Source organism: Neobacillus sp. GCM10023253 (assembly GCF_042653105.1).
Lineage (GTDB): Bacteria > Bacillota > Bacilli > Bacillales > Cytobacillaceae > Neobacillus > Neobacillus citreus.
In genome coordinates, this window is sequence record NZ_JBHSHV010000006.1 from 209,970 (window position 1) to 229,208 (window position 19,239).

Here is a 19,239-nt window from a genome sequence, read left to right on the forward strand (position 1 = left end):
AAAAAACCCCCTAAGTGGATTGTTATATCCAACTTAGGGGGTCACTTCAAATCGTGGCTTTTTGTATGCGATTTTGTTACTGTTTCGGTCTTTTATTCCTCTCATTTTCCACATTGAACAAATTAATATATGCATTAAACTAAACACAGTCAAAATTTTCTTATCTATAAAAAAGGCTTGCCCATTATTGCATGGTGCACGAGAACCGTCCCCATGTTTCACTGTCAAAATAGATTACGTTTGTTGTTTTGGTAACCAAAGAGAGAGTTCTGGCCACGCCATGACGATCACCATGTAGATGACCATGAGGACGATAAACGGTACACAGCCCCTAAATACTTCACCTAATTTTGACTTTGCTATGCCACCAATGACGAATAAGTTCAAACCAACTGGCGGCGTAATTTGTGCGATTTCCATATTGATAATCATCACAATTGCAAAATGTATTGGATTAATCCCTAGTGATAACATGATTGGCAATAATAACGGGAGTGTGATCAGCATAATAGAAGAAGACTCTAAGAACATACCTAAAATAAAGAATAGGATTGCTGTTAGAACAAAAAATAATAAGACATCTAAAGACTCTAAACCCATCATTTTTTCAGCAAGTGCTTGTGGAATTTGTTCCTGTGTCATAAACAGTGAAAACGTCATTGCACCTGCAATAATCAGCATAATCATAGCCGTTATGCCAATACTTTCATTAATGATTTCCTTCCATTTCTTAAGCGATGTCTCTTTATACACCAGAAGTGAAACAATTACAGCATATACTGCTGATACAATGGATGCTTCAGTCGGTGTAGTTGTACCAGTATAAATACATCCTAATATCAAAACAGGTAGAAAAGCACCCCATATGGCTTTCCTTGAAGCTTGAATTCTTTCCCGCCAACTTGCTTTTTCTAATTTTCCATAGCCTTTAATACGAGCATAAATAATGGAATAAATAACAAGACATAATGTTAATCCAACTCCTGGAATGACACCTGCCATAAACAACGCACCAATGGATTGTTCTGTTACAACACCGTATACAATTAACGGGATACTTGGTGGAATAAGAATGCCCAATGTGCCGGAAGCTGCAACTAATCCCATCGCATATCGTTTACTATACCCAGCGTTAACCATCGCAGGAACCATGATGGATCCAATAGCAGCAGCGGTAGCAGGACTTGACCCGCTTATCGCAGCAAAGAATGCACAAGCTACAATCGTAACCACTGATAATCCGCCAGATATATGACCAATCCAAGCTCTTAATGAATCAATTAAATATTTGGCTATTCCCCCCTTAGCGATAATCGTACCAGCCAAGACAAAACCGGGAATGGCCATTAACGTAACAGAATTCATGCTAGTGAAAATCTTTTGTGGAATAGTCCACATATTAAAACTCCCATCCAGCCAAAACATAAATGTTGTTGCAGCTATTAAAGCTACAGCAATCGGAATCCTAAGAAGAAGGAGTATAGCAAATGTACTAAAAAGCAGTATGGTTTCCATCTAGGTTCTCCCCCTTTCCATCATTCTTGATTATCCTTATGGTCTTATCAATAAAGCGGATCATAAACATCAGCCCAGAAATAGGGATAACAAGATAGTAAATCCAATACGGTGTCCTTGTGTCCATTGTAACTTGACCGCTATTAAAAGAATGCTCCACTAACACGAATCCGTTATAAGTCAGGAACATACAGAAGCCAATACCAACCAGATTGGCGAAAATATCAATGAATCTCTGTATTTTTCTTGGAAATAATGTATAAAAAATATCTACGCTAATATGGTGGTTATCACGAAGCCCGACAGATAACCCAAATAGAATGCCCCATACTACTAGAATACTAGCTGTTTCATTAATCCAGATTGTCGGAGAATTAAACACGTAGCGCATAATTACCTCATAAAACATAAGACCTAAACCTGCTATAAGAAAAAGAGCTGAGGAAAAGTCCTCAAAAAACAAATATATTTTTTTAATCATACCCAAGGCCCCTGCCTCCTTATATAAAAGCTGATAGTAAGATTTGAATTGTTTTACTAAAAAGAGAGAGTAAGATCCCTCTTTTTAGTTTCCAGCTTCAATAGCTTTAGTTAAAATTTCTTGATTCATCTTTTTTGCCCACTTATCAAAAACAGGTTTTGTCGCCTGCTTAAACTTCTCTTTGTCTTGGTCGGACAATTCAACGATCTTAATTTTCTTTTCATTTTTGATTTTTTCCATTGATTCTGTCTCGAGCTTTTCTACTTGATTTCTTCCTTCTTCAGTCGCTGCTTTCATTGCATCTGTTAATAGATTTTGTGTTTGTTTATTTAATCCATCCCACCATTGTTTATTAGTAACAACAGCATATTCTGATCTAGCGTGACCGGTAATGGTCAGATTATTTTGCACTTCACCATATTTTTGTGTTTCAATATTGACAATACTATTTTCCTGACCATCAATTGTACCTAATTGAAGGGCTTGATATGTTTCATTGAAGGATATTTTCGTGGAAGAAGCACCTAACGCATCATAAAACTCATTTATTATTTGGCCGCCATGTGTACGTATTTTTAAAGATTTCAGATCTTTTGGCTCGTTAATAGCTACTTTATTATTTGTAATATGCTTAAAACCATTTGGCCAAAATGCCAGACCCTTCATTCCATGGTTATCCAATGTTGCCAGAAGTTGTTCACCTGCCTCACCATCTTCAAAAGCACGAAGATGTTCTTCATTTTTAAACATAAAAGGCAAATCAAATATCTCGAATGTTTCTTCAAAACCACTTAGTTTAGCTGCTGCAGGTATGATTATTTGCACGTTCCCCGCTTGGACTGCTTCAATCTCATCATTATCACCGTAAAGCTGGCCTGATGGAAAAACCTTAACATTTATTTTGCCGGCGCTTTTTTCTTCAACTATTTCTTTAAATTTAAGTGCCGCTAAGCCCTTTGGCGTGTTATCCGATGCAACATGTGATAGTTTAATTTCTAGTTTTTGAATACCTGAGTCTTTATTTCCTTCCTTTGAAGCACCGCCTGAACTAGCATTGCTTCCACAACCTGCCAATGGAAGCAGTAATGCTAAGGATAGCAAAGACATTTTTGCTAAATTAATAAGTTTATTTTTCCTATTCCCCACACTCGACTCATTGTAATCCCTTTCATTTCTGTTCATCATAGAATCTCTCCTTATTTTTTTAGAGTATTGCTTGTCACAGCCTATAGCTCAGCTCTCATTTATTAAGCAAGTTCACCCCTTTTTTAACCTTCCAATAGTGTGAATTATTAGATTACATTAATCGTAGTTTAATTTTCTGAATAAATAAAATATCGTTTTTTTCGTTTTACTATAAAAATAATTTATTATTCTCCTAAATTTTCTTTCCTGGCTTTTAAAAAAAGAAAAGAAGAAATCACTCGATTTCTTCTTTTCTTTGAACTCCATGAACATTTATGATTTGTTGTTTTTTTCTAATGCTTAATTTTAATACCAATCTTAATAAAGGAGGAACAGCAATATAGATATAAAGCATTCGAAAAAGTTGATAGCTAGTCACCGTTGATAAATCCGCATTGACTTCATGAGCAATTATTCCCATTTGGTCCATGCCGCCAGGGGCTAGACTTAGAAATCCGGTTATAGTCGATAAATGATATGTATTTGTTAACAACAGGCTAAAAGCCATTGTTATCCCCACCATAATGATCCCGCTGATTAGAGCAAAGGATATAATTTTCTTTTTACTTTCCATTTTTTCGGGTTTTAATAGCAAACCTATATAACCGCCAACCATAAATTGAGCGAAGTTAAGGAAAGTAGGAGGAAGAGGTAATCCCTTTAAAACAAAAAGGTTAAGTAAGGCAGCAACCATGACGGGTGCTAAAAAATATGGTGCCGGCAATTTAATTTTTTTCCCGATTATAGCTGCAAACAAGCAAATGACGGCGAAAAGTAAGATATCCGGAAAAAACTGATTCCATGGCGTACTGTTGTTCACTATTTCTGCTGAGCCTATTGTTCTTTCTTTTAAAAAGATAGGACTGAAAACGACAAACGGAAGTAAAAAAACAACGACCAGAACTCTAGTTACATGGAAAAAGGTAACGATTGTAAGATCAATCCCCTTCATTTCTTCAGCAAAGATAACAATTTGTGATAACCCGCCTGGAATACTGCTCGTTAAAGCTGTTGGATAATCAATTCCGGACCATTTAGAGATGACAAACGCCATACCTGCACAAGCTAGGACGATTAAAGTTGTCAGGATCAACATGGAAGGGAGATGACTAATAATGTCTGAAAGTGAACTTTTTGTAAAAGAAATTCCTATTGAATACCCTACAATTATTAATCCCGTATCTCTCATGGCAACTGGCCAATAAAATGTAACATTTTTGAATCGTGATGCAATTAAAAGGGCTGCCATTGGCCCAAGAAGCCAGGGAATTGGCACCTTTATTAGATGAAAGAGCCATCCTCCAAAACAAGCGGTTATAATAGCAGCTATAAATTGTATCGTTCTGCTTTGGTTAGATAAATCCCACTTTTTCAACATGTTCCCTCCCCTTATGAAAGCTCCCCTTTTGGCTGTTTACTTTCAATTAAAAAATCTATAAAAGCTTTAATCTGTGATAATTCCAACGTAACATCCCTGTAAAAAATCCAAGTTTCTCGCTGCAAAAAACTATTATTATTTAAAACAATCGGTTCTTTATAAAGGGGGTCATCTTCTTTAATACAGATTTCCGGTAAAATAGCGTAACCTAAACCGTTAAGAACTAATTCTTTACAGGTTTCAATTCGGTCAACCTCCATTGACACATTAGGAGGAACGGTAAACGTTTCCTGCCACCAGTTTTCAATGACATCTCGTAAAGACTGGTCCGTCATATAATTGACTCTTGGGTGAAATGGAAGATCCTTAACATCTATTTTTTTGCTGGACACGATAAATATTTTTTCCTTTTGAATTAATACTTTATTTTCGTTCCAATTATATGGTCCTCTGACAATGCCAACATGTGCTTCTTCCTTTTGAAGCATTTGGAGAATATTAGAACTCCACCCTGTTTTAAGGGTAATATCAACATCGGGGTATAAGTGGAGGAAGTTCTTTAATAAAACGGGTAATTGATAGCGGGCAAACAAGCCAGATGCCCCTAATCGTAACGTTCCTTTCACCTCTTTATCCAAACTAGAAACATGTTCTTTTGCTTTTCTTAATTGGTTAAGCATATCTTTTGAATATTGAACAAGATATTCTCCTTTGAATGTAAACTCGACCCCTTTTTTTCCTCTAGCAATCAAGTTTGTTTTAAACTCAGTTTCTAATTGTTTTATACGATAGGTTAATGCTGGCTGTGAAATAAATAATCTTTGTGCAGCCTTCGTTATATTTCGCTCTTCATAGAGAGTGACCAACATGCTCCAGTCTTTTTCATCCATAACTTTTTTCTCCCTTTACCATAAATATTTTTTATGGTTATTTAAATTCAACCAAAAATTATCTTATTTTTAAAATTATATTACAACATATTATAGAAATCTATCTTTCTATAGGAGGATTTATTGATAAAAAAATCTATAAATAAATTTTATGGAATCTAATAAAAAAACAATATTTTTTTTATTCAAAATATTACCTTATTATCAACATAAAAGGAGTGATTATATTGGAAAATAGACAAAATTATAATGTAGTAGTTGTTGGGGCAGGAAACGCCGCTTTATGTGCAGCAATCTCTGCAAAAGAAAATGGTGCAAGCGTTCTCGTATTGGAGCGGGGACCGATTGAAAAACGGGGTGGAAACTCATTTTTTACCGATGGAGCCATTCGGGTTGCATACAATAATTTAGAGGCTATTAAAAAGGTCATTCCTCAGTTAACAGATGAAGAAGCAGAAATGATTGTTTTACCGGAATATGATGAATCAGATTTTTATAATGATTTAATGCGTGTAACAAATGGAAAAAGCAACCCCGAGCTGGCAAAACAATTGGTCTCAAAATCTTACGAAACTATTTGCTGGATGCGAGACCACGGAATTAAGTTTGAATTAAATTATGATAATCAGTCCTTTATTCAAGACGGTAAACGTCATTTTTGGGGCGGATTACCCCTTAAAACTGAAGATAAAGGCGTTGGCTTAATGAAGAGGCTCTTTGAACGGGCAGAAGAACTTGGCATTGATATTTGGTATAATTCTCGTGCTGTGAAATTAGAAACAGAAGATAACCAAATTACTGGGGTAGTGGTTGAAAAAGAAGGTACTATTGTTTCTGTGAGTACATTGGGTGTTATTTTGGCTTGCGGCAGCTTTGAAGCCAATAAGCAGATGAGAACGGAAAACCTTGGTACGGAATGGGAAGCTGCCATCGTCCGCGGAACTGAGTTTAACACTGGAGACGGTATTAAAATGGCTCTTGAAGTAGGCGCTCAAAAATTTGGAGAGTGGTCTGGGTGTCATTCAATCGGAACAGATTATAATGCTCCAAAAGTTGGTGACTTTACAAAGCCAGGAGATATCTTCAAAAAACATTCCTATCCATACAGCGTTATGTTAAATAATCAAGGTAAACGTTTTGTAGATGAAGGCGCAGATCTTAGAAACTACACCTATGCCAAATATGGCCACGAGGTGTTAAAACAGCCTGGTCATGTAGCCTATCAAATTTATGATGCACAGGTCCGCCCGATGCTTCGGAAAGAATACGACCTGAATGAAGCAACCTTTTATAAAGCAGATACCCTAGAAGAGCTTGCTGATTTGCTGCCAGTTAATAAATCGCAATTCCTTAAAACAATTGAAGAGTACAACAATGCTGTCCAGGAAGGTGAATATCGGCCTGCAGAGAAAGATGGCAAATGTACTAAGGGAATTACTCCGCCTAAATCGAACTGGACGCTTCGTATTGAACAATCCCCTTTCTATGCATACCCTGTAACATGTGGAATTACATTCGCATTTGGGGGCTTGCACGTAGATCCATTAGGCCACGTGTTAGACAAGGAAGAACAACCTATAGAGGGTTTATTTGCTGCTGGGGAAATGATCGGTGGAATTTTTTACGGTAACTATCCTGGCGGATCAGGTTTGATGTCGGGCGCAGTATTTGGAAAAATAGCCGGGGCCACCGCAGCCAGTTATACTAACGAAAAGCCAAAACAATTAATAAATCAGTGATTGCTTCCGTAATCATGGCACAACATTCTACCTGTGAACGTCGTGCCGTGATTATTTTTTTATTTCTATCATTATTGATGTTTAATGTATGAGAATTAATAGGCGGAGAATTTCCGGCTAATGTATAAAGAGGGAGCTTAAGAAGCAGATATAAGCGGAGAAATTCCGATTAAATTTTTTAAATAAGACATAATCCAAAGATTTGGATGATATAAACGGAAAAACTTCCTTTATTTTAAGGGAAATATGGGTATTTCCCAATTTAAGCGGAATTTTACGTTTATTTTTCAAACACTGTGATATACATACAGGAATAACACTGCCATATTTTAAAAGATGGACCAATGCCTTAAAATTTGTCACGCCGTTACAAAAATATTTGATCATAATAAAATGGCTTCCGGTAAACAACCGAAAGCCATTTTATTAATATATGTGATTACTAAACCCTGGCATTGCTTTTTTTTTTCATAATTATAACATACTGCAATCAATGTTTGCCCGCAACTTTTGTACCTGTATTAACAGGCTGCGTTCCCACTTTCACTTCAACAGGCTGATGTGCAATGCGCTCTTCTTGTGCATAACGGATAAGAGCTAAATAACGATAGACAAAGTGGGCAAATTTAGTATATGGCGCTGTGAAGAATAGTGCTGCAACACTTCCTAAATGGATTGCCAACAAAATTCCCATGGCTGCAGTTTCACGAGCCAGCAACAAAATCATTCCTGTCACTGCAACAACTAGTAATGCAACTATAAATGAAGTTCCCGACTTTGCTGCTTTTTCGTCGCTGATTTCAGGATCGCTTTTTGCTTTAAGCACCAACAGTCCAATCGTTCCAATAATAATTCCAATGCCGCCTAAGGTTCCTAGAATGACTACTGGATGGTACACAGGATATGGCGCAGGAATGTTTAATATATGTGCGTAGAATGCACCTAATGCTGTTGAAGCAAGATCCAGCATAAAACCATAGGATACTAAATGGTGAAACTTACGGCGAATAGTAGAAGGCTCCTCTGTTGGATAATTGCAGCCTGCCCCTTCTCCTCCCAGATAACGAAGGCTTAGCGCATATTTTGTACCAGTTACAATATCTTTTCCAATGATTTTTTCAGACTTAGCTGACTTAATGTCCTTCCAGAATCTGCTCATTCCAGTCAACCAGCCGCCAACCATCCAAATTCCTAAAGCCAAGAAAACAATAATCATGACAGCTTCTGACATGGACTTATAAAATGCTCCTGATCCTGCTTGCGCTTCTAAAAGTCCAGAAGTTCCGTTCGTTCCCAAAATTAAAGCTACCATTAAAATGATTCCAAAGAAAAATGTAATCCAAAAACCGCTGCGTTTTTCTCCGAGTGCCTTAGCAAATATTCTCGGACTTGCATACTTTCGATAGGTACCTTCTCGCAATTCTGCAAACAGTTTTGGCGGATTAATGCCAAATTCATGTGGTGTTGTAAATGGACATGCATGATAGCAGTCCCGGCAGTCATGGCACAAATTGGCCAAATACGTCATATCATTATCAGTGAAATCCCGGCGCCACTCAATAGATTGCCATACGGCACAGTATCCTTCACAGTAGCGGCATGCATTACATAATCTCATTTGTCGTTTTCCATCATCTAGTAGCTCTTGTGATTCCATTTGCTGCTTCCTCCCCTGCAATTCTTCCTAAAACCGCGCCCATTGTGAGTCCAAACCCAGCCAGATATCCACGGCGCAGTACATTACCTGCTGCCATTTCTCCTGCTGCAAACATATTGTCACAGAGGCTTCCATCCTTCCACTTGATCCTTGCCTGTTCATTTACTTCTACTGAAAGGTATGTGAAGGTAATTCCAGCCTTCAGTGGATAAGCATAAAATGGAGGCTTATCGATCCGTACCGCCCAATGGCTTTTTACAGGTTTTAATCCTTCTGTTTTACAGTCGTCTAATTCACCTGGATTAAACGTTCCTGGACGAACGGCATAGTTAAAGTCCTCAACCGTCTTAGCAACCACTGTAGGATTAAGGCCCAGTTTTTCCGCCAATTCCTCGATTGTTCCTGCAGATACTGGTTCGAATACCGATGGCATAAATTTTCCAAGTGTCTGACTATCAATAATCGAGTAAGCAACTTGATCTGGCTGCCTGGCAATCAGTCCTCCCCAAATGGCATAGCGTTTCGGCCAGAAATCTTCTCCTTCGTCGTAGAACCGCTCACCATTCTTATTTACCACAATCCCAAATGGAACACTGTCAAGCCGGGTAACAATTCCTCCGTCAAACTTTGGTGCCCTGCCATCAACCGCAACGGCGTGAAACGCATCGGGTTCTCCAATCTGGGATGCACCTTTATTTAGGAGCATCTCAAGAACATTCCCCTGATTATATGGGGTACCACGGATAATAAAATTCTCAGCAGCGTCTCCCCAGTAACGTTTGTGCCATTCTATATTTGCTTCAAAACCGCCAGCGGCAAATATGACCGCTTTTGCTTTAATTGTCTCGATCCGGTTATTCCTGCGAACTTTAGCAGCCTTGAACTTCGTGCCGCTCATTTCAATATCTTCAAGCTTTGAATCGTACCAGACTTCTACCCCTTTTGCTTTAGCAGTTTGATAGTACGAATTCATTACAGCCTTACCGCCGCCAAGCTGGAAGATATTAGTTCTTCCTAAATGAAGGGTCCCAGATAGTGCCGGCTGCCATTGAATCCCCTGTTTGTTAAGCCAGTCCGGAAGTTCCTCGGATTTACGCACAACTAATCGTGCAATAGGTTCATTTATTTCCCCACCAGCAACACGCCTTAAATCCTCCATGAATTCTTCCTCATGATACATGCCAGTCATATACTTATTCTCACGTGTATTCATGACCCTATAGTCCCGGGTAAGTCTGCTATTTCCGCCGCGATAAAATTTAGGAGCCCTTTCAATTACCAGCACCTGTACCCCTTGATCGCGAGCTGATAGTGCAGCAGCAAGAGCAGCGTTCCCGCCACCGACAACTAAAACATCCGTCTCCATGATTAAATCCCCTTTCATGATGTATCAACCTTTAATATAACTTTAATATAGTATTTGGAATAAAAAAAATATTAAAAATTTATGCAAGTGCATAAAATTATTTTATGATAGATTATTAGGAAAATAAAAAAGGTTAAGACTAGAAAGAAGCTAAAACTAGTTTAGCTTCTCCAACCCGGATTCGAGAATCCAGAAAAAACCTCTATTTATATCTGTAAATGAAAACAACACCCCTTAGGGTGCCATTTTTTCAATCTATAAATTAGATGATCGTGGGAATTCTTTATTCACTTGTGTCCCGTTGATTTCTTCAAGACTTCTCTTAGAAGTACGCGGACCAAAGAATATAGCTGCAGCTGTTAAAACCCAAACAAGTGATATTAGAATAAATACATTTAAGTATCCAAATCCGGTGTATACAAAACTAATAATAAATGGTCCGATAATATTGGATGCACGGCCGATACCATATGTCAATCCTTGTCCAAAAGAACGCACTTCTGTTCCATAAAGTTCTGATGTATACGTATATAGATTGGATGAGAAGGTTCTTTCGATATAGTTAATAAGGAAACCGAAGATAACGAGCATTACAGGATTTAATGTGGCCCCGAATAAAAACACAGCAATGGCAAGGAAGAAACAAGCAGCAATAATATTTGTTTTTCTCTCAAAGCGGTCCGAAATCATTGCACCCGTAAATGCGCCTAATGGAGCACCCAAGGTAATTAATGTGCTATAAAGTAAGGTACGCGAGATATCAATTCCTTGATTTACCAATAGGGTTGGAACCCATGATCCAAATCCATAGAAAGCGATTGTTTGAAGAATCCACACTGCAATTAAAATCGTTGTACGTTTACGGTAAATTCCCTTGAAAACATCGGACATTTTACCTGTAGTTACTCGAGCAACTGAAACTTCAGGATCTGGCTTAGCTAATGGACCTTTTTCGCTTGCAACGATTTTTTCAATTTGGTCAATGGTTGCTTTCGCTTTACTTACTTGTCCCTTCATTTCATACCAACGTGGTATTTCAAACAATTTTACGATACCGAATAAAGCGAAGATTCCCAACGCTCCCCATACAAATACAAGTCTCCAGCCAAAGTCCGCCATAGGAACTACCAAACTAGCAACATAACCCGTAATTGGGATACCTGTAATACCAATTCCTACTGCTAATGCTTGATACTTACCACGAACAGCTTTTGGGAAGAATTCAATTATGTAAGTATTCGCATTCACCAATAATGCTGAAGCAGCCATCCCTGTTACAAATCTGAAAATGGAGAGTGACCAAACATCCCAAGCCAGCGCATTCAACCCTGAAAATACAGATAATAGGACTAGTCCAATCATAATAGCTTTCTTTCTTCCAGCTTTATCGCCAAGCCATCCGCCTAAGGTTGCCCCCAAAAACATTCCGAAGAAGGCACTGGCGTTAATGGTTGCGATCACATTCATTGGCAAATTCCACTGTTTCATTAATGCAGGTGCTGCGTATGAAAACGTATTCAAATCGGCAAATTCAAAAAAATAAGCAACTGCTAAAGCAAAAATAACTCTCTTGTGAATCGAAGAAATAGGTAAACGGTCCATACGATTTGCAATGTTAAGCCCCGTAGTTCTACTCATGACAATTCCCTCCCACTTTTCATCTTCTATCCCCGTCTCCTCTTTGTCTCTTTTTCTCAACTTAATAAGCTTATTAAATGCGTTATATAAAAATTATCATAATTTATCAAATAAAAAAAATATTGATTATTTATACACTACCATAAAATTTTTTTATCCTTAGAAAAGTGAGGTTCTAATACGTTTAAATTACAGCCTAATAATTAGAAATGCTTTATATTTTTGTTTAAAATAAAAAGGATATTTCATAACAATAATAATACAATAAATAACGATAATATTTTATTGTAAATCAATAAATTACGTGTTAAAGTCATTTTATAATTAAATTAGTGAGGTGTTTATTTTGAGAGAAGTCACAACATTGTTTTTAAAAATAGCTGTTTTTATAATAGGACTACCAGTTCTTGCTTTATGTATATTTTTAGTGCCCCCTATGGCGCATTTCGCAGCAAAAATGTATCCAAATATTGCCCAGATGAAATATCTCGTTTTCATCGTGATGTATGGAGCAGCTGTGCCTTTTTACTTTGCTCTCTATCAGGCTTTCAATCTTTTACGGTACATTGACAAGAACACAGCGTTCTCGGAATTATCTGTAAAGGCGTTAAGGAACATAAAGTACTGTGCGATTACAATCAGTGGTTTGTATGTATTAGGTTTGCCACTCTTTCATTTTATAGCGAAGAAAGTTGACCCTCCTATTGGATTCCTGGGAATATTCATCATTTTTGCTTCGTTGGTTATCGCCGTTTTTGCGGCTATCCTCCAACGGCTTCTACAAGAGGCGATTAACATAAAATCAGAAAATGATTTGACAATCTGAGGTGTTTGATATGGCAATTATTATTAATATTGATGTGATGTTAGCAAAACGAAAAATGAGCGTAACGGAGCTTTCGGAGAGGGTTGGAATTACGATGGAGAATCTTTCCATTCTGAAAAATGGGAAAGCAAAAGCGGTTCGCTTTTCAACATTAGAAGCGATATGTAAGACTTTGGATTGTCAGCCAGGTGATATTTTGGAGTACAAAAGCGACGAAAACATTCGATAAAAACAAACAACAAATTTATTTAACGGGAGTCGATAGAGAAATTAAGGGATAGCGATTAAGCTATCCCTTCTTTATTAATGCATCGAGAATATCCTTCCCGTATTCATTTATTATGCTTTCTTTTTTCGAGAGGACATGGAAGTTTTCTTACGATTGCTATTTCCCCCTTTCCCCCTAAATTCCATATTCCCTTTAGAGTTTTTCCTTGATTTCTCTTGGACTTTTGTTTTAGGCTTACTGGCATATCGGGGTGTCTCGGAAGTTAACTGAACAGGAACATCACTCTGTTCCTTTGACAACAATTTCAAGGCAACTGAAACTAACGCGATAGAATCGTACTGATCGAGTAATTCGCCTGCTGCGCGTTTAAACTGCGTGTACTGCTCCTCTTCAACCAATTGAATCATCTTTTCTACTGCGGCTTGCTGTATTGACTCCCTTGCCTCTGCTACCGTCGGTATTGATTTGCGCTGGATATGTCCTTTAGAAGCTTTTTCAATACTGCGAATTTGTCCAGTTTCCCTCGGTGTAGCAAATGTGATAGCTAACCCCGTCTTCCCAGCTCTCCCCGTTCTGCCGATTCGGTGAACATAACTTTCCGGGTCTTGAGGAATGTCAAAATTGTAGACGTGGGTAACCCCTGAAACATCAATTCCCCTCGCAGCCACATCGGTCGCAACTAATATATCAATGTTACCCTCACGAAATTTATTCATCACAACATCTCGTTGTCGTTGATTTAAATCACCGTGCAATCCATCAGCAAGATATCCTCTTTTATTCAATGCATCACTTAATTCATCCACGCGTCTTTTTGTTCTTCCAAAAATAACCGCTAATTCAGGGTTATCCACGTCTAGCAGACGGCAAAGAACATCAAATTTATCCCGTTCATTAACCTCATAATAAATTTGCTTAACAGTTGGAGCGGTAACTTCCTTGGCTTTCATCTTTATAAGCTCTGGATCCCTCATAAACCTTTCCGCAAGATTTTGAATCGGTTTTGGCATGGTTGCGGAGAACAGCAAGGTTTGTTTTTCTTCAGGGGTCTCTTTGAGAATTCGTTCGATATCCTCAAGAAAGCCCATATCTAACATTTCATCAGCTTCATCCAATACCACCATAGAGATACGGTCTAACTTTAACGTCTTCCGTTGAATATGGTCCAAAAGTCTTCCGGGTGTTCCCGTAATAATGTGGGGTCCCTTCTTTAATGCCTTAATTTGGCGATCTATCGACTGCCCTCCATAAATTGGGAGAGAGGTTATGCCCATGTATTTCGCCAGTCGATTGATCTCTTCTGAAACCTGAATAGCTAATTCTCTTGTAGGTGCAATGGCAATCGCCTGAACATATTTTTTACTCGTATCCACTTTCTCCAAGATCGGTATGGCGAAGGCAGCCGTCTTTCCGGTACCTGTTTGCGCTTGTCCAATAATGTCCTTACCCGTCAAAGCTATGGGAATGGCTTTCTCTTGAATAGGAGATGCTTCTTCGAATCCCATATCTGTAATCGCTCTTTGAATGGGCTCACGAATACCCATTTCCTGAAATGTTGTCATATCAAAACTCCTTTGAAAAATAAATAACAGACTCATAAAGAGACTGTTATTTATTCGTTTTTCTTATTATTAAGCTTTGTGAACGTTTGAAGCTTGTGGTCCACGTTGACCTTGCTCTACGTCAAATGTAACTTCTTGACCTTCTTCTAATGATTTATAGCCTTCACCTTGGATAGCTGAGAAATGAACGAATACGTCTTCTCCACCTTCACGTTCGATGAATCCAAAACCTTTTTCGCTGTTAAACCATTTTACTTTACCTTTTTCCAATATTGCTGCCTCCTATTGTGTGAATATGATTATATTATTCCCTAGATAGATGAAAGTTTATTCAGTTTATTTAATATGAAGCCACAGACCGATGCTGATTTTCGTAACAACATGGCACACATCTTAAATTGGGATAACCCTTAAACCTATATTTGCTGTATTAATGACTTACTTGCCCGGAAAATCGGAACTTTGCCAGCTTGAATGATCGATTCTTCCCCCGTTTTTGGGTCGATACGAGTACGGGCTTCACGTTGACAAACTTCAAATTTACCAAACCCTGAAAGCGCAAAAGAATCTCCGCTAACTAGTGATTGTGTGATTATATCGAATACAGCCTCCACAGCTATTTCTGCATCTTTCCTAGACAGCTCTGACTTTGCTGAAACTTCATTTATTAATTTTGTTATGTTCAAAAGTAATCCCTCCAATTTGTCAAAAAACTGCTTTCCTGACCCTAAAACAATGAAAGCCCTACCTCTCTTTCATCCTTACGGCTCCTTGACCGTGCCAGTATAAATCAGAATTGTAAACTCTAAAAATTACTTTAATTAACTCATTCAGAAAATATCGATTTGTGCGGTGAAAAAATAAGAAATAATCGATTATGAGGAAATAAAGAGGCGCATTAAAAATATGAGCAACTGGATAACGATGGAAAAACAAACTTAAGAAACTAATCATTCAATATTTGTTACCTTTATTAGGATACCACATTCTGTCTTATTTATCAAAATTTTTATTTTATCATTAGTTTTCTCTTTGTGTCAATAATTTTTCCCCAGTATGCTTTAAGTTATTTGGTGTGAAAACTTATGCAAAAGAAACAGTTGTAAATGGTAACGCTTAATCTAATTAGATTTTATTTACTCATAGCTAAATGTAATATAATGAGCATCCTAAATGAATGGACACCTTTGGCTGCTGGATATAAAAGAAGAATTTCATCCACTTTACTCACATATGATGAATAGGTAATTTTACATAACAAAAATATGGGGGAATAGGATGAAAGTATTCAATAAAGTGATTGTCGTAACAGGTGCTGGTGGTGGGATTGGGAAAGAGCTTGTCCGCCAACTCCTGGGAAAAGGAGCTAAAGTCGCTGCCATCATTCACAAAAACGGGCTAGAGGAAATAAAATCATTCGCTACTGTATACGGCGATAAGATTTCGATACACATGGCTAATGTAGCTAACAGAGAAGATGTAGAAAAGCTTCCAGAAGAGATCATCGCGGCTCACGGCTGCATAGATGGAATCATTAATAATGCCGGAGTTCTTCAACAGTTTCAAACCGTTAACGATCTTGATTATGAACTAATTCAAAAAGTCATGGATGTCAACTTTTATGGAACGCTCTATATGTGCAAATCGTTCTTACCATACCTTTTAATTCGACCAGAAGCATACATTACCAATGTATCGAGCATGGGTGGATTTCTTCCGGTGCCGCTTCAATCGATTTACTCCGCTTCAAAAGCAGCTGTCAAAATGTTAACGGAAGGCCTGCATTTAGAGCTTAGAGATACCAATGTAGGCGTAACCATCGTCTTTCCGGGTGCAGTCGACACCAACCTAGTCCAAAATGCGAAAATAGAATTCGAAGGGGCTGACAACCATTCCTATAAGATGCTCAGTCCAAAAGAAGCGGCTGCGATCATTATTAAAGGGATGGAAAACAATAAATACCGAGTATTAGCAGGAAACGATGCAAAAATCATGGACTTCCTATATCGTTTACATCCCAAAAAAGCAACGGACCTTATTTTGAAAAAAATCAAAACACCTGGCAAAAAAGAATGAACTCTTAATTCCATTTCAATCCCCTTCCTATTAGCCCCAAAAAAGCGTCTGCCAATCAATATTTCTATGTAACTAAAGAAATGCGGGAAGAAGAGAATGTAACTATTTAAAGGCCCAGAGTCTTATGCTCTGAGCCTTCATATATTACGCTTTTTTATTTGGCTCTGTTATTATTCATTGTTGATTTTCGTGTAGGCATGAGAATTCATAGGCGGAGGATTTCCGGCTAATGTATATAGATGGAGATTAAGAAGCAGAAATAAGCGGAGAATTTCCGGCTAATGTATATAGATGAAGATTAAGAAGCAGATATAAGCGGAGAATTTCCGATTAACCGCTCAAAATTAGACAAAATCCAAAGATTTGGATCAAATAAACGGAAAAACCTCCTTTATATTTAAGGAAATAAGGGTATTTCCCAATTTAAACGAAATTTTTACGTTTATTTCAAATACATTGAAATCAACATTAAGCTATAACAGAGCTTTTTATTTAAAAAGCTTGTTATGCTTGAGCAGTCATCCATGCTACCTACAAAGAGTGTATTCCCTCCACTCCACTAAAGAAATTAAGATTCCCTAATATGTTCATCACAATAATTTTCATCAGGCTCAGGAATACCATCGCAGCCCTCCACCCGACATCGTCTTCTAGCTTTAGGAACAGCCGGAACCCAGCCACCATCATCAAAAGATAGTTTTTCATAATTCTCTTCCCATTTTTCCTCTGTCCATTGGTCCAATTCCCTTGCACATGGAGATTGTGGAGGTTTCACTTAAACCAGGTTTGTTAAAGAAGGAATATAAATGAAATCGGTAGAATAAGTAAATTTGATATAAATCTTAACATCTAAATATTAATAAGAGGAAAAAGTCTATGGGAACTAACGAAGTAAAAAGTTTAAACTAAAATAAGTGCGGGGGTTTAAAAAATATGAAACAATTGGGGACGCTATACTTTTTCTGCGGAAAAATGGGAGCTGGAAAATCAACTAAATCAAAACAATTGGCGATAGATAAACATGCGGTACTGTTGTCTGAGGATGAATGGCTTTCATCTCTTTATCCCAATCAGATTGCATCATTTGATGATTATCTAAAATTCTCAGCGCAGCTCAAGCCATTGGTGAAAAAGCATGTCCAAAACATATTAAGTGTCGGTACAGATGTAGTGATGGATTTTCCAGCTAACACTCAAAAACTGCGAAAATGGTTTTTGGATATGGTGTCAGAGGTCAATGCAAGCCATCAACTAATTTTCCTTAATCTAAATAACGAGCAATGCTTACGTCAAATTGCACAAAGGCGTAACGAACAACCCGAAAGAGCAACTTTTGACACGGAAGCGGTGTTTATTCATGTTACTAAATTTTTTGAAGCACCAGAGGCATCTGAGGGTTTAAATATTTTAGAGTTTAGCGGAAAAGAATAACAAAGAGTTCAAAGATTCGTGTGTATAGAGTACCTTTTGTTCTGGGAGGTGCTCTATATGATATTAATGAAATGTGAGTAAGAAAAGTTTCAATGAGCTAAAATCGATAGTTAAACAACGATTGATTAATTGGGAGTTAGAAGATGAAAAATAAAAAAAGAAGTAGAGACGGCTTTTTTAAAGATACCCTAATTGAGTTTATATTTGAAGTGATTTGGAACATCTTAATGTTTATACCAAGAATGATAATTCGCTTAATAGGGAACATTTGGTGAAGTTAGTCAAAATAGAGTTAACGAGGGCGATTGAAAATAATCATTCTCTTTAATGTCTCTGATTTAAATTACTCGAAAAAATATCCACCAGAGTTTCTAACTCAAGGGTGGATTGTTTTTTCTAGCAAAATAAATATTGTCAAAAAAAAAGGACTTGAATTACCCCAGAGTTGTGGATTTCTGGCAGTTAAAAGACAAACTTTGATTCTCTTAGAATCGCTTTCGCCAAAAATAATCCAGCAGCAACGTTCCCCTGGTCCTTGAAACACAAATTAGAATAGGAGCAGTTCGTCCAAGTCGATGATTTCAATTTTTTTATGAGGCTTTTGTTTAATTAGACCTGCTGCTTCAAAATCTGATAGCTTGCGGCTAACCGTTTCCGGGGTGGTTCCCAAATAGGACGCCAAGTCTTTTTTGCTCATCGGTAGGGTAAATTCAACTTCGCGACTATCTGGATCCAAACATTCCGCCAAAAACAGGGCCAGCCTTGTTTCCACCTTTTCAGTGGCAAAGCGTGCGGTTTGTTTTTCAGATTGTTCCAATCGCTTGGAAAACTCAGTTAAAATTTTTAAGGAGATGGATGGGAATTTCAACAGAAGTGCCTGTAAGTCTGCGCGTCTAATCATACACACTTGCGTGTCTGCCATAGCCTCGGCAAATGCTTCGTGGATACCTTCGTTAAATAAGGCTAATTCACCGGTAAATTCTCCCGGAGTCAGAATCCGTAATAGCTGCTCTTTTCCTGATTCTGAAAGGCGATAGATTTTAATTTTCCCTTTATTAACGATATAAAGGGCGTTTGATTGATCGCCTGCCTGATAAATGATCTCCCCTTTTTTGTATGAAACCGACCTGGCCGCCACCATAATTTCTTCCATTTGTTCCTGTTCCAAATGATTAAAAATTGGAACTATAGAAACACATGCGTTATGAGTTCCTGTACATACATGTTGGTTATACTCCATTTCTACCACTCCCGATAATCCATTGC

Annotated in this window: 18 protein-coding genes; 5 read left to right on the forward strand and 13 right to left on the reverse strand. The window is 37.7% G+C overall.

Going from position 1 to position 19,239, the window contains the following annotated elements:
* Window positions 1-234: 234 nt before the first annotated feature.
* The 5 genes from ACFPA1_RS08405 to ACFPA1_RS08425 form a co-directional block, all read right to left on the reverse strand.
* Window positions 235-1,515, reverse strand: a complete 1,281-nt coding sequence (locus ACFPA1_RS08405; RefSeq protein ID WP_378582030.1) for a TRAP transporter large permease — start codon at window positions 1,513-1,515, stop codon at window positions 235-237.
* Window positions 1,493-1,996 (reverse strand): TRAP transporter small permease, encoded by a 504-nt coding sequence (locus ACFPA1_RS08410; protein ID WP_378582031.1) that lies wholly within the window; start codon window positions 1,994-1,996, stop codon window positions 1,493-1,495. Before ACFPA1_RS08410 ends, ACFPA1_RS08405 begins: the two co-directional genes overlap by 23 nt.
* Window positions 1,997-2,080: 84 nt before the next feature.
* The gene (locus tag ACFPA1_RS08415) at window positions 2,081-3,181 is read right to left on the reverse strand and encodes a DctP family TRAP transporter solute-binding subunit (RefSeq protein WP_378582032.1); all 1,101 of its coding nucleotides are present in this window, start codon (window positions 3,179-3,181) and stop codon (window positions 2,081-2,083) included.
* 235 nt (window positions 3,182-3,416) lie between these two features.
* Window positions 3,417-4,559 carry an AbrB family transcriptional regulator gene (locus ACFPA1_RS08420; protein WP_378582033.1) on the reverse strand — a complete coding sequence of 381 codons (1,143 nt, stop codon included), beginning with the start codon at window positions 4,557-4,559 and terminating at the stop codon, window positions 3,417-3,419.
* An 11-nt stretch (window positions 4,560-4,570) separates the two neighbouring features.
* Complete coding sequence (locus ACFPA1_RS08425; RefSeq protein WP_378582034.1) at window positions 4,571-5,449, reverse strand: LysR family transcriptional regulator; 879 nt, start codon at window positions 5,447-5,449, stop codon at window positions 4,571-4,573.
* Between the two features lie 218 nt (window positions 5,450-5,667).
* Here ACFPA1_RS08425 and tcuA (ACFPA1_RS08430) point away from each other — a divergent pair, with 218 nt between their 5' ends.
* Window positions 5,668-7,188, forward strand: coding sequence for an FAD-dependent tricarballylate dehydrogenase TcuA (tcuA, locus tag ACFPA1_RS08430; protein ID WP_378582035.1), 1,521 nt, complete (start codon window positions 5,668-5,670; stop codon window positions 7,186-7,188).
* Window positions 7,189-7,678: 490 nt separating this feature from the next.
* On the opposite strand, the gene tcuB is transcribed toward tcuA (ACFPA1_RS08430), so the two are convergent.
* The 3 genes from tcuB to ACFPA1_RS08445 form a co-directional block, all read right to left on the reverse strand.
* The gene (gene tcuB / locus ACFPA1_RS08435; RefSeq protein WP_378582036.1) at window positions 7,679-8,845 is read right to left on the reverse strand and encodes a tricarballylate utilization 4Fe-4S protein TcuB; all 1,167 of its coding nucleotides are present in this window, start codon (window positions 8,843-8,845) and stop codon (window positions 7,679-7,681) included.
* Window positions 8,820-10,211, reverse strand: a complete 1,392-nt coding sequence (gene tcuA, locus ACFPA1_RS08440) for an FAD-dependent tricarballylate dehydrogenase TcuA (RefSeq protein ID WP_378582037.1) — start codon at window positions 10,209-10,211, stop codon at window positions 8,820-8,822. The genes tcuB and tcuA (ACFPA1_RS08440) overlap by 26 nt, the downstream gene beginning before the upstream one ends.
* 255 nt (window positions 10,212-10,466) lie before the next feature.
* Window positions 10,467-11,849 carry an MFS transporter gene (locus ACFPA1_RS08445; RefSeq protein ID WP_378582038.1) on the reverse strand — a complete coding sequence of 461 codons (1,383 nt, stop codon included), beginning with the start codon at window positions 11,847-11,849 and terminating at the stop codon, window positions 10,467-10,469.
* Between the two features lie 346 nt (window positions 11,850-12,195).
* Here ACFPA1_RS08445 and ACFPA1_RS08450 point away from each other — a divergent pair, with 346 nt between their 5' ends.
* Both ACFPA1_RS08450 and ACFPA1_RS08455 read left to right on the forward strand, forming a co-directional pair.
* On the forward strand, window positions 12,196-12,675 hold the full coding sequence (locus ACFPA1_RS08450; RefSeq protein WP_378582039.1) for a DUF2975 domain-containing protein: 480 nt from the start codon (window positions 12,196-12,198) through the stop codon (window positions 12,673-12,675).
* Window positions 12,676-12,685: 10 nt separating this feature from the next.
* Window positions 12,686-12,904, forward strand: coding sequence for a helix-turn-helix domain-containing protein (locus ACFPA1_RS08455; RefSeq protein WP_378582040.1), 219 nt, complete (start codon window positions 12,686-12,688; stop codon window positions 12,902-12,904).
* A 110-nt stretch (window positions 12,905-13,014) separates the two neighbouring features.
* On the opposite strand, the gene ACFPA1_RS08460 is transcribed toward ACFPA1_RS08455, so the two are convergent.
* From ACFPA1_RS08460 to ACFPA1_RS08470, 3 genes are all read right to left on the reverse strand, one after another.
* Window positions 13,015-14,466: a DEAD/DEAH box helicase gene (locus tag ACFPA1_RS08460; protein WP_378582041.1), complete on the reverse strand. Its 1,452-nt coding sequence runs from the start codon at window positions 14,464-14,466 to the stop codon at window positions 13,015-13,017.
* Window positions 14,467-14,535: 69 nt separating this feature from the next.
* Complete coding sequence (locus ACFPA1_RS08465; protein ID WP_213145849.1) at window positions 14,536-14,736, reverse strand: cold-shock protein; 201 nt, start codon at window positions 14,734-14,736, stop codon at window positions 14,536-14,538.
* 146 nt (window positions 14,737-14,882) lie between these two features.
* On the reverse strand, window positions 14,883-15,152 hold the full coding sequence (locus ACFPA1_RS08470) for an HU family DNA-binding protein (RefSeq protein WP_378582042.1): 270 nt from the start codon (window positions 15,150-15,152) through the stop codon (window positions 14,883-14,885).
* A 592-nt stretch (window positions 15,153-15,744) separates the two neighbouring features.
* On the opposite strand from ACFPA1_RS08470, the gene ACFPA1_RS08475 reads away from it, so the two are divergent.
* Window positions 15,745-16,542 (forward strand): SDR family NAD(P)-dependent oxidoreductase, encoded by a 798-nt coding sequence (locus ACFPA1_RS08475; RefSeq protein ID WP_378582043.1) that lies wholly within the window; start codon window positions 15,745-15,747, stop codon window positions 16,540-16,542.
* 568 nt (window positions 16,543-17,110) lie between these two features.
* Here the strand turns inward: ACFPA1_RS08475 and ACFPA1_RS08480 are convergent.
* Entirely contained in the window at window positions 17,111-17,284 is a 174-nt protein-coding gene (locus tag ACFPA1_RS08480; RefSeq protein WP_213145846.1) for a hypothetical protein, read from the reverse strand.
* A 191-nt stretch (window positions 17,285-17,475) separates the two neighbouring features.
* On the opposite strand from ACFPA1_RS08480, the gene ACFPA1_RS08485 reads away from it, so the two are divergent.
* Window positions 17,476-17,973, forward strand: a complete 498-nt coding sequence (locus ACFPA1_RS08485; protein WP_213145845.1) for an AAA family ATPase — start codon at window positions 17,476-17,478, stop codon at window positions 17,971-17,973.
* 547 nt (window positions 17,974-18,520) lie between these two features.
* Here the strand turns inward: ACFPA1_RS08485 and ACFPA1_RS08490 are convergent.
* A complete protein-coding gene (locus tag ACFPA1_RS08490; RefSeq protein WP_378582044.1) occupies window positions 18,521-19,213 on the reverse strand; it encodes a Crp/Fnr family transcriptional regulator in 693 nt (230 codons plus the stop codon).
* Window positions 19,214-19,239 lie beyond the last annotated feature (26 nt).

Coding starts and splice junctions, on each gene's coding strand:
- tcuA (WP_378582037.1), bottom strand. CDS start 10,211: ATGGAGACGGATGTTTTAGTTGTCGGTGGCGGGAACGCTGCTCTTGCT.
- ACFPA1_RS08460 (WP_378582041.1), bottom strand. CDS start 14,466: ATGACAACATTTCAGGAAATGGGTATTCGTGAGCCCATTCAAAGAGCG.
- ACFPA1_RS08455 (WP_378582040.1), top strand. CDS start 12,686: ATGGCAATTATTATTAATATTGATGTGATGTTAGCAAAACGAAAAATG.
- ACFPA1_RS08490 (WP_378582044.1), bottom strand. CDS start 19,213: ATGGAGTATAACCAACATGTATGTACAGGAACTCATAACGCATGTGTT.
- ACFPA1_RS08425 (WP_378582034.1), bottom strand. CDS start 5,449: ATGGATGAAAAAGACTGGAGCATGTTGGTCACTCTCTATGAAGAGCGA.
- ACFPA1_RS08485 (WP_213145845.1), top strand. CDS start 17,476: ATGAAACAATTGGGGACGCTATACTTTTTCTGCGGAAAAATGGGAGCT.
- ACFPA1_RS08475 (WP_378582043.1), top strand. CDS start 15,745: ATGAAAGTATTCAATAAAGTGATTGTCGTAACAGGTGCTGGTGGTGGG.
- ACFPA1_RS08420 (WP_378582033.1), bottom strand. CDS start 4,559: ATGTTGAAAAAGTGGGATTTATCTAACCAAAGCAGAACGATACAATTT.
- ACFPA1_RS08410 (WP_378582031.1), bottom strand. CDS start 1,996: ATGATTAAAAAAATATATTTGTTTTTTGAGGACTTTTCCTCAGCTCTT.
- ACFPA1_RS08445 (WP_378582038.1), bottom strand. CDS start 11,849: ATGAGTAGAACTACGGGGCTTAACATTGCAAATCGTATGGACCGTTTA.
- ACFPA1_RS08405 (WP_378582030.1), bottom strand. CDS start 1,515: ATGGAAACCATACTGCTTTTTAGTACATTTGCTATACTCCTTCTTCTT.
- ACFPA1_RS08415 (WP_378582032.1), bottom strand. CDS start 3,181: ATGATGAACAGAAATGAAAGGGATTACAATGAGTCGAGTGTGGGGAAT.
- tcuB (WP_378582036.1), bottom strand. CDS start 8,845: ATGGAATCACAAGAGCTACTAGATGATGGAAAACGACAAATGAGATTA.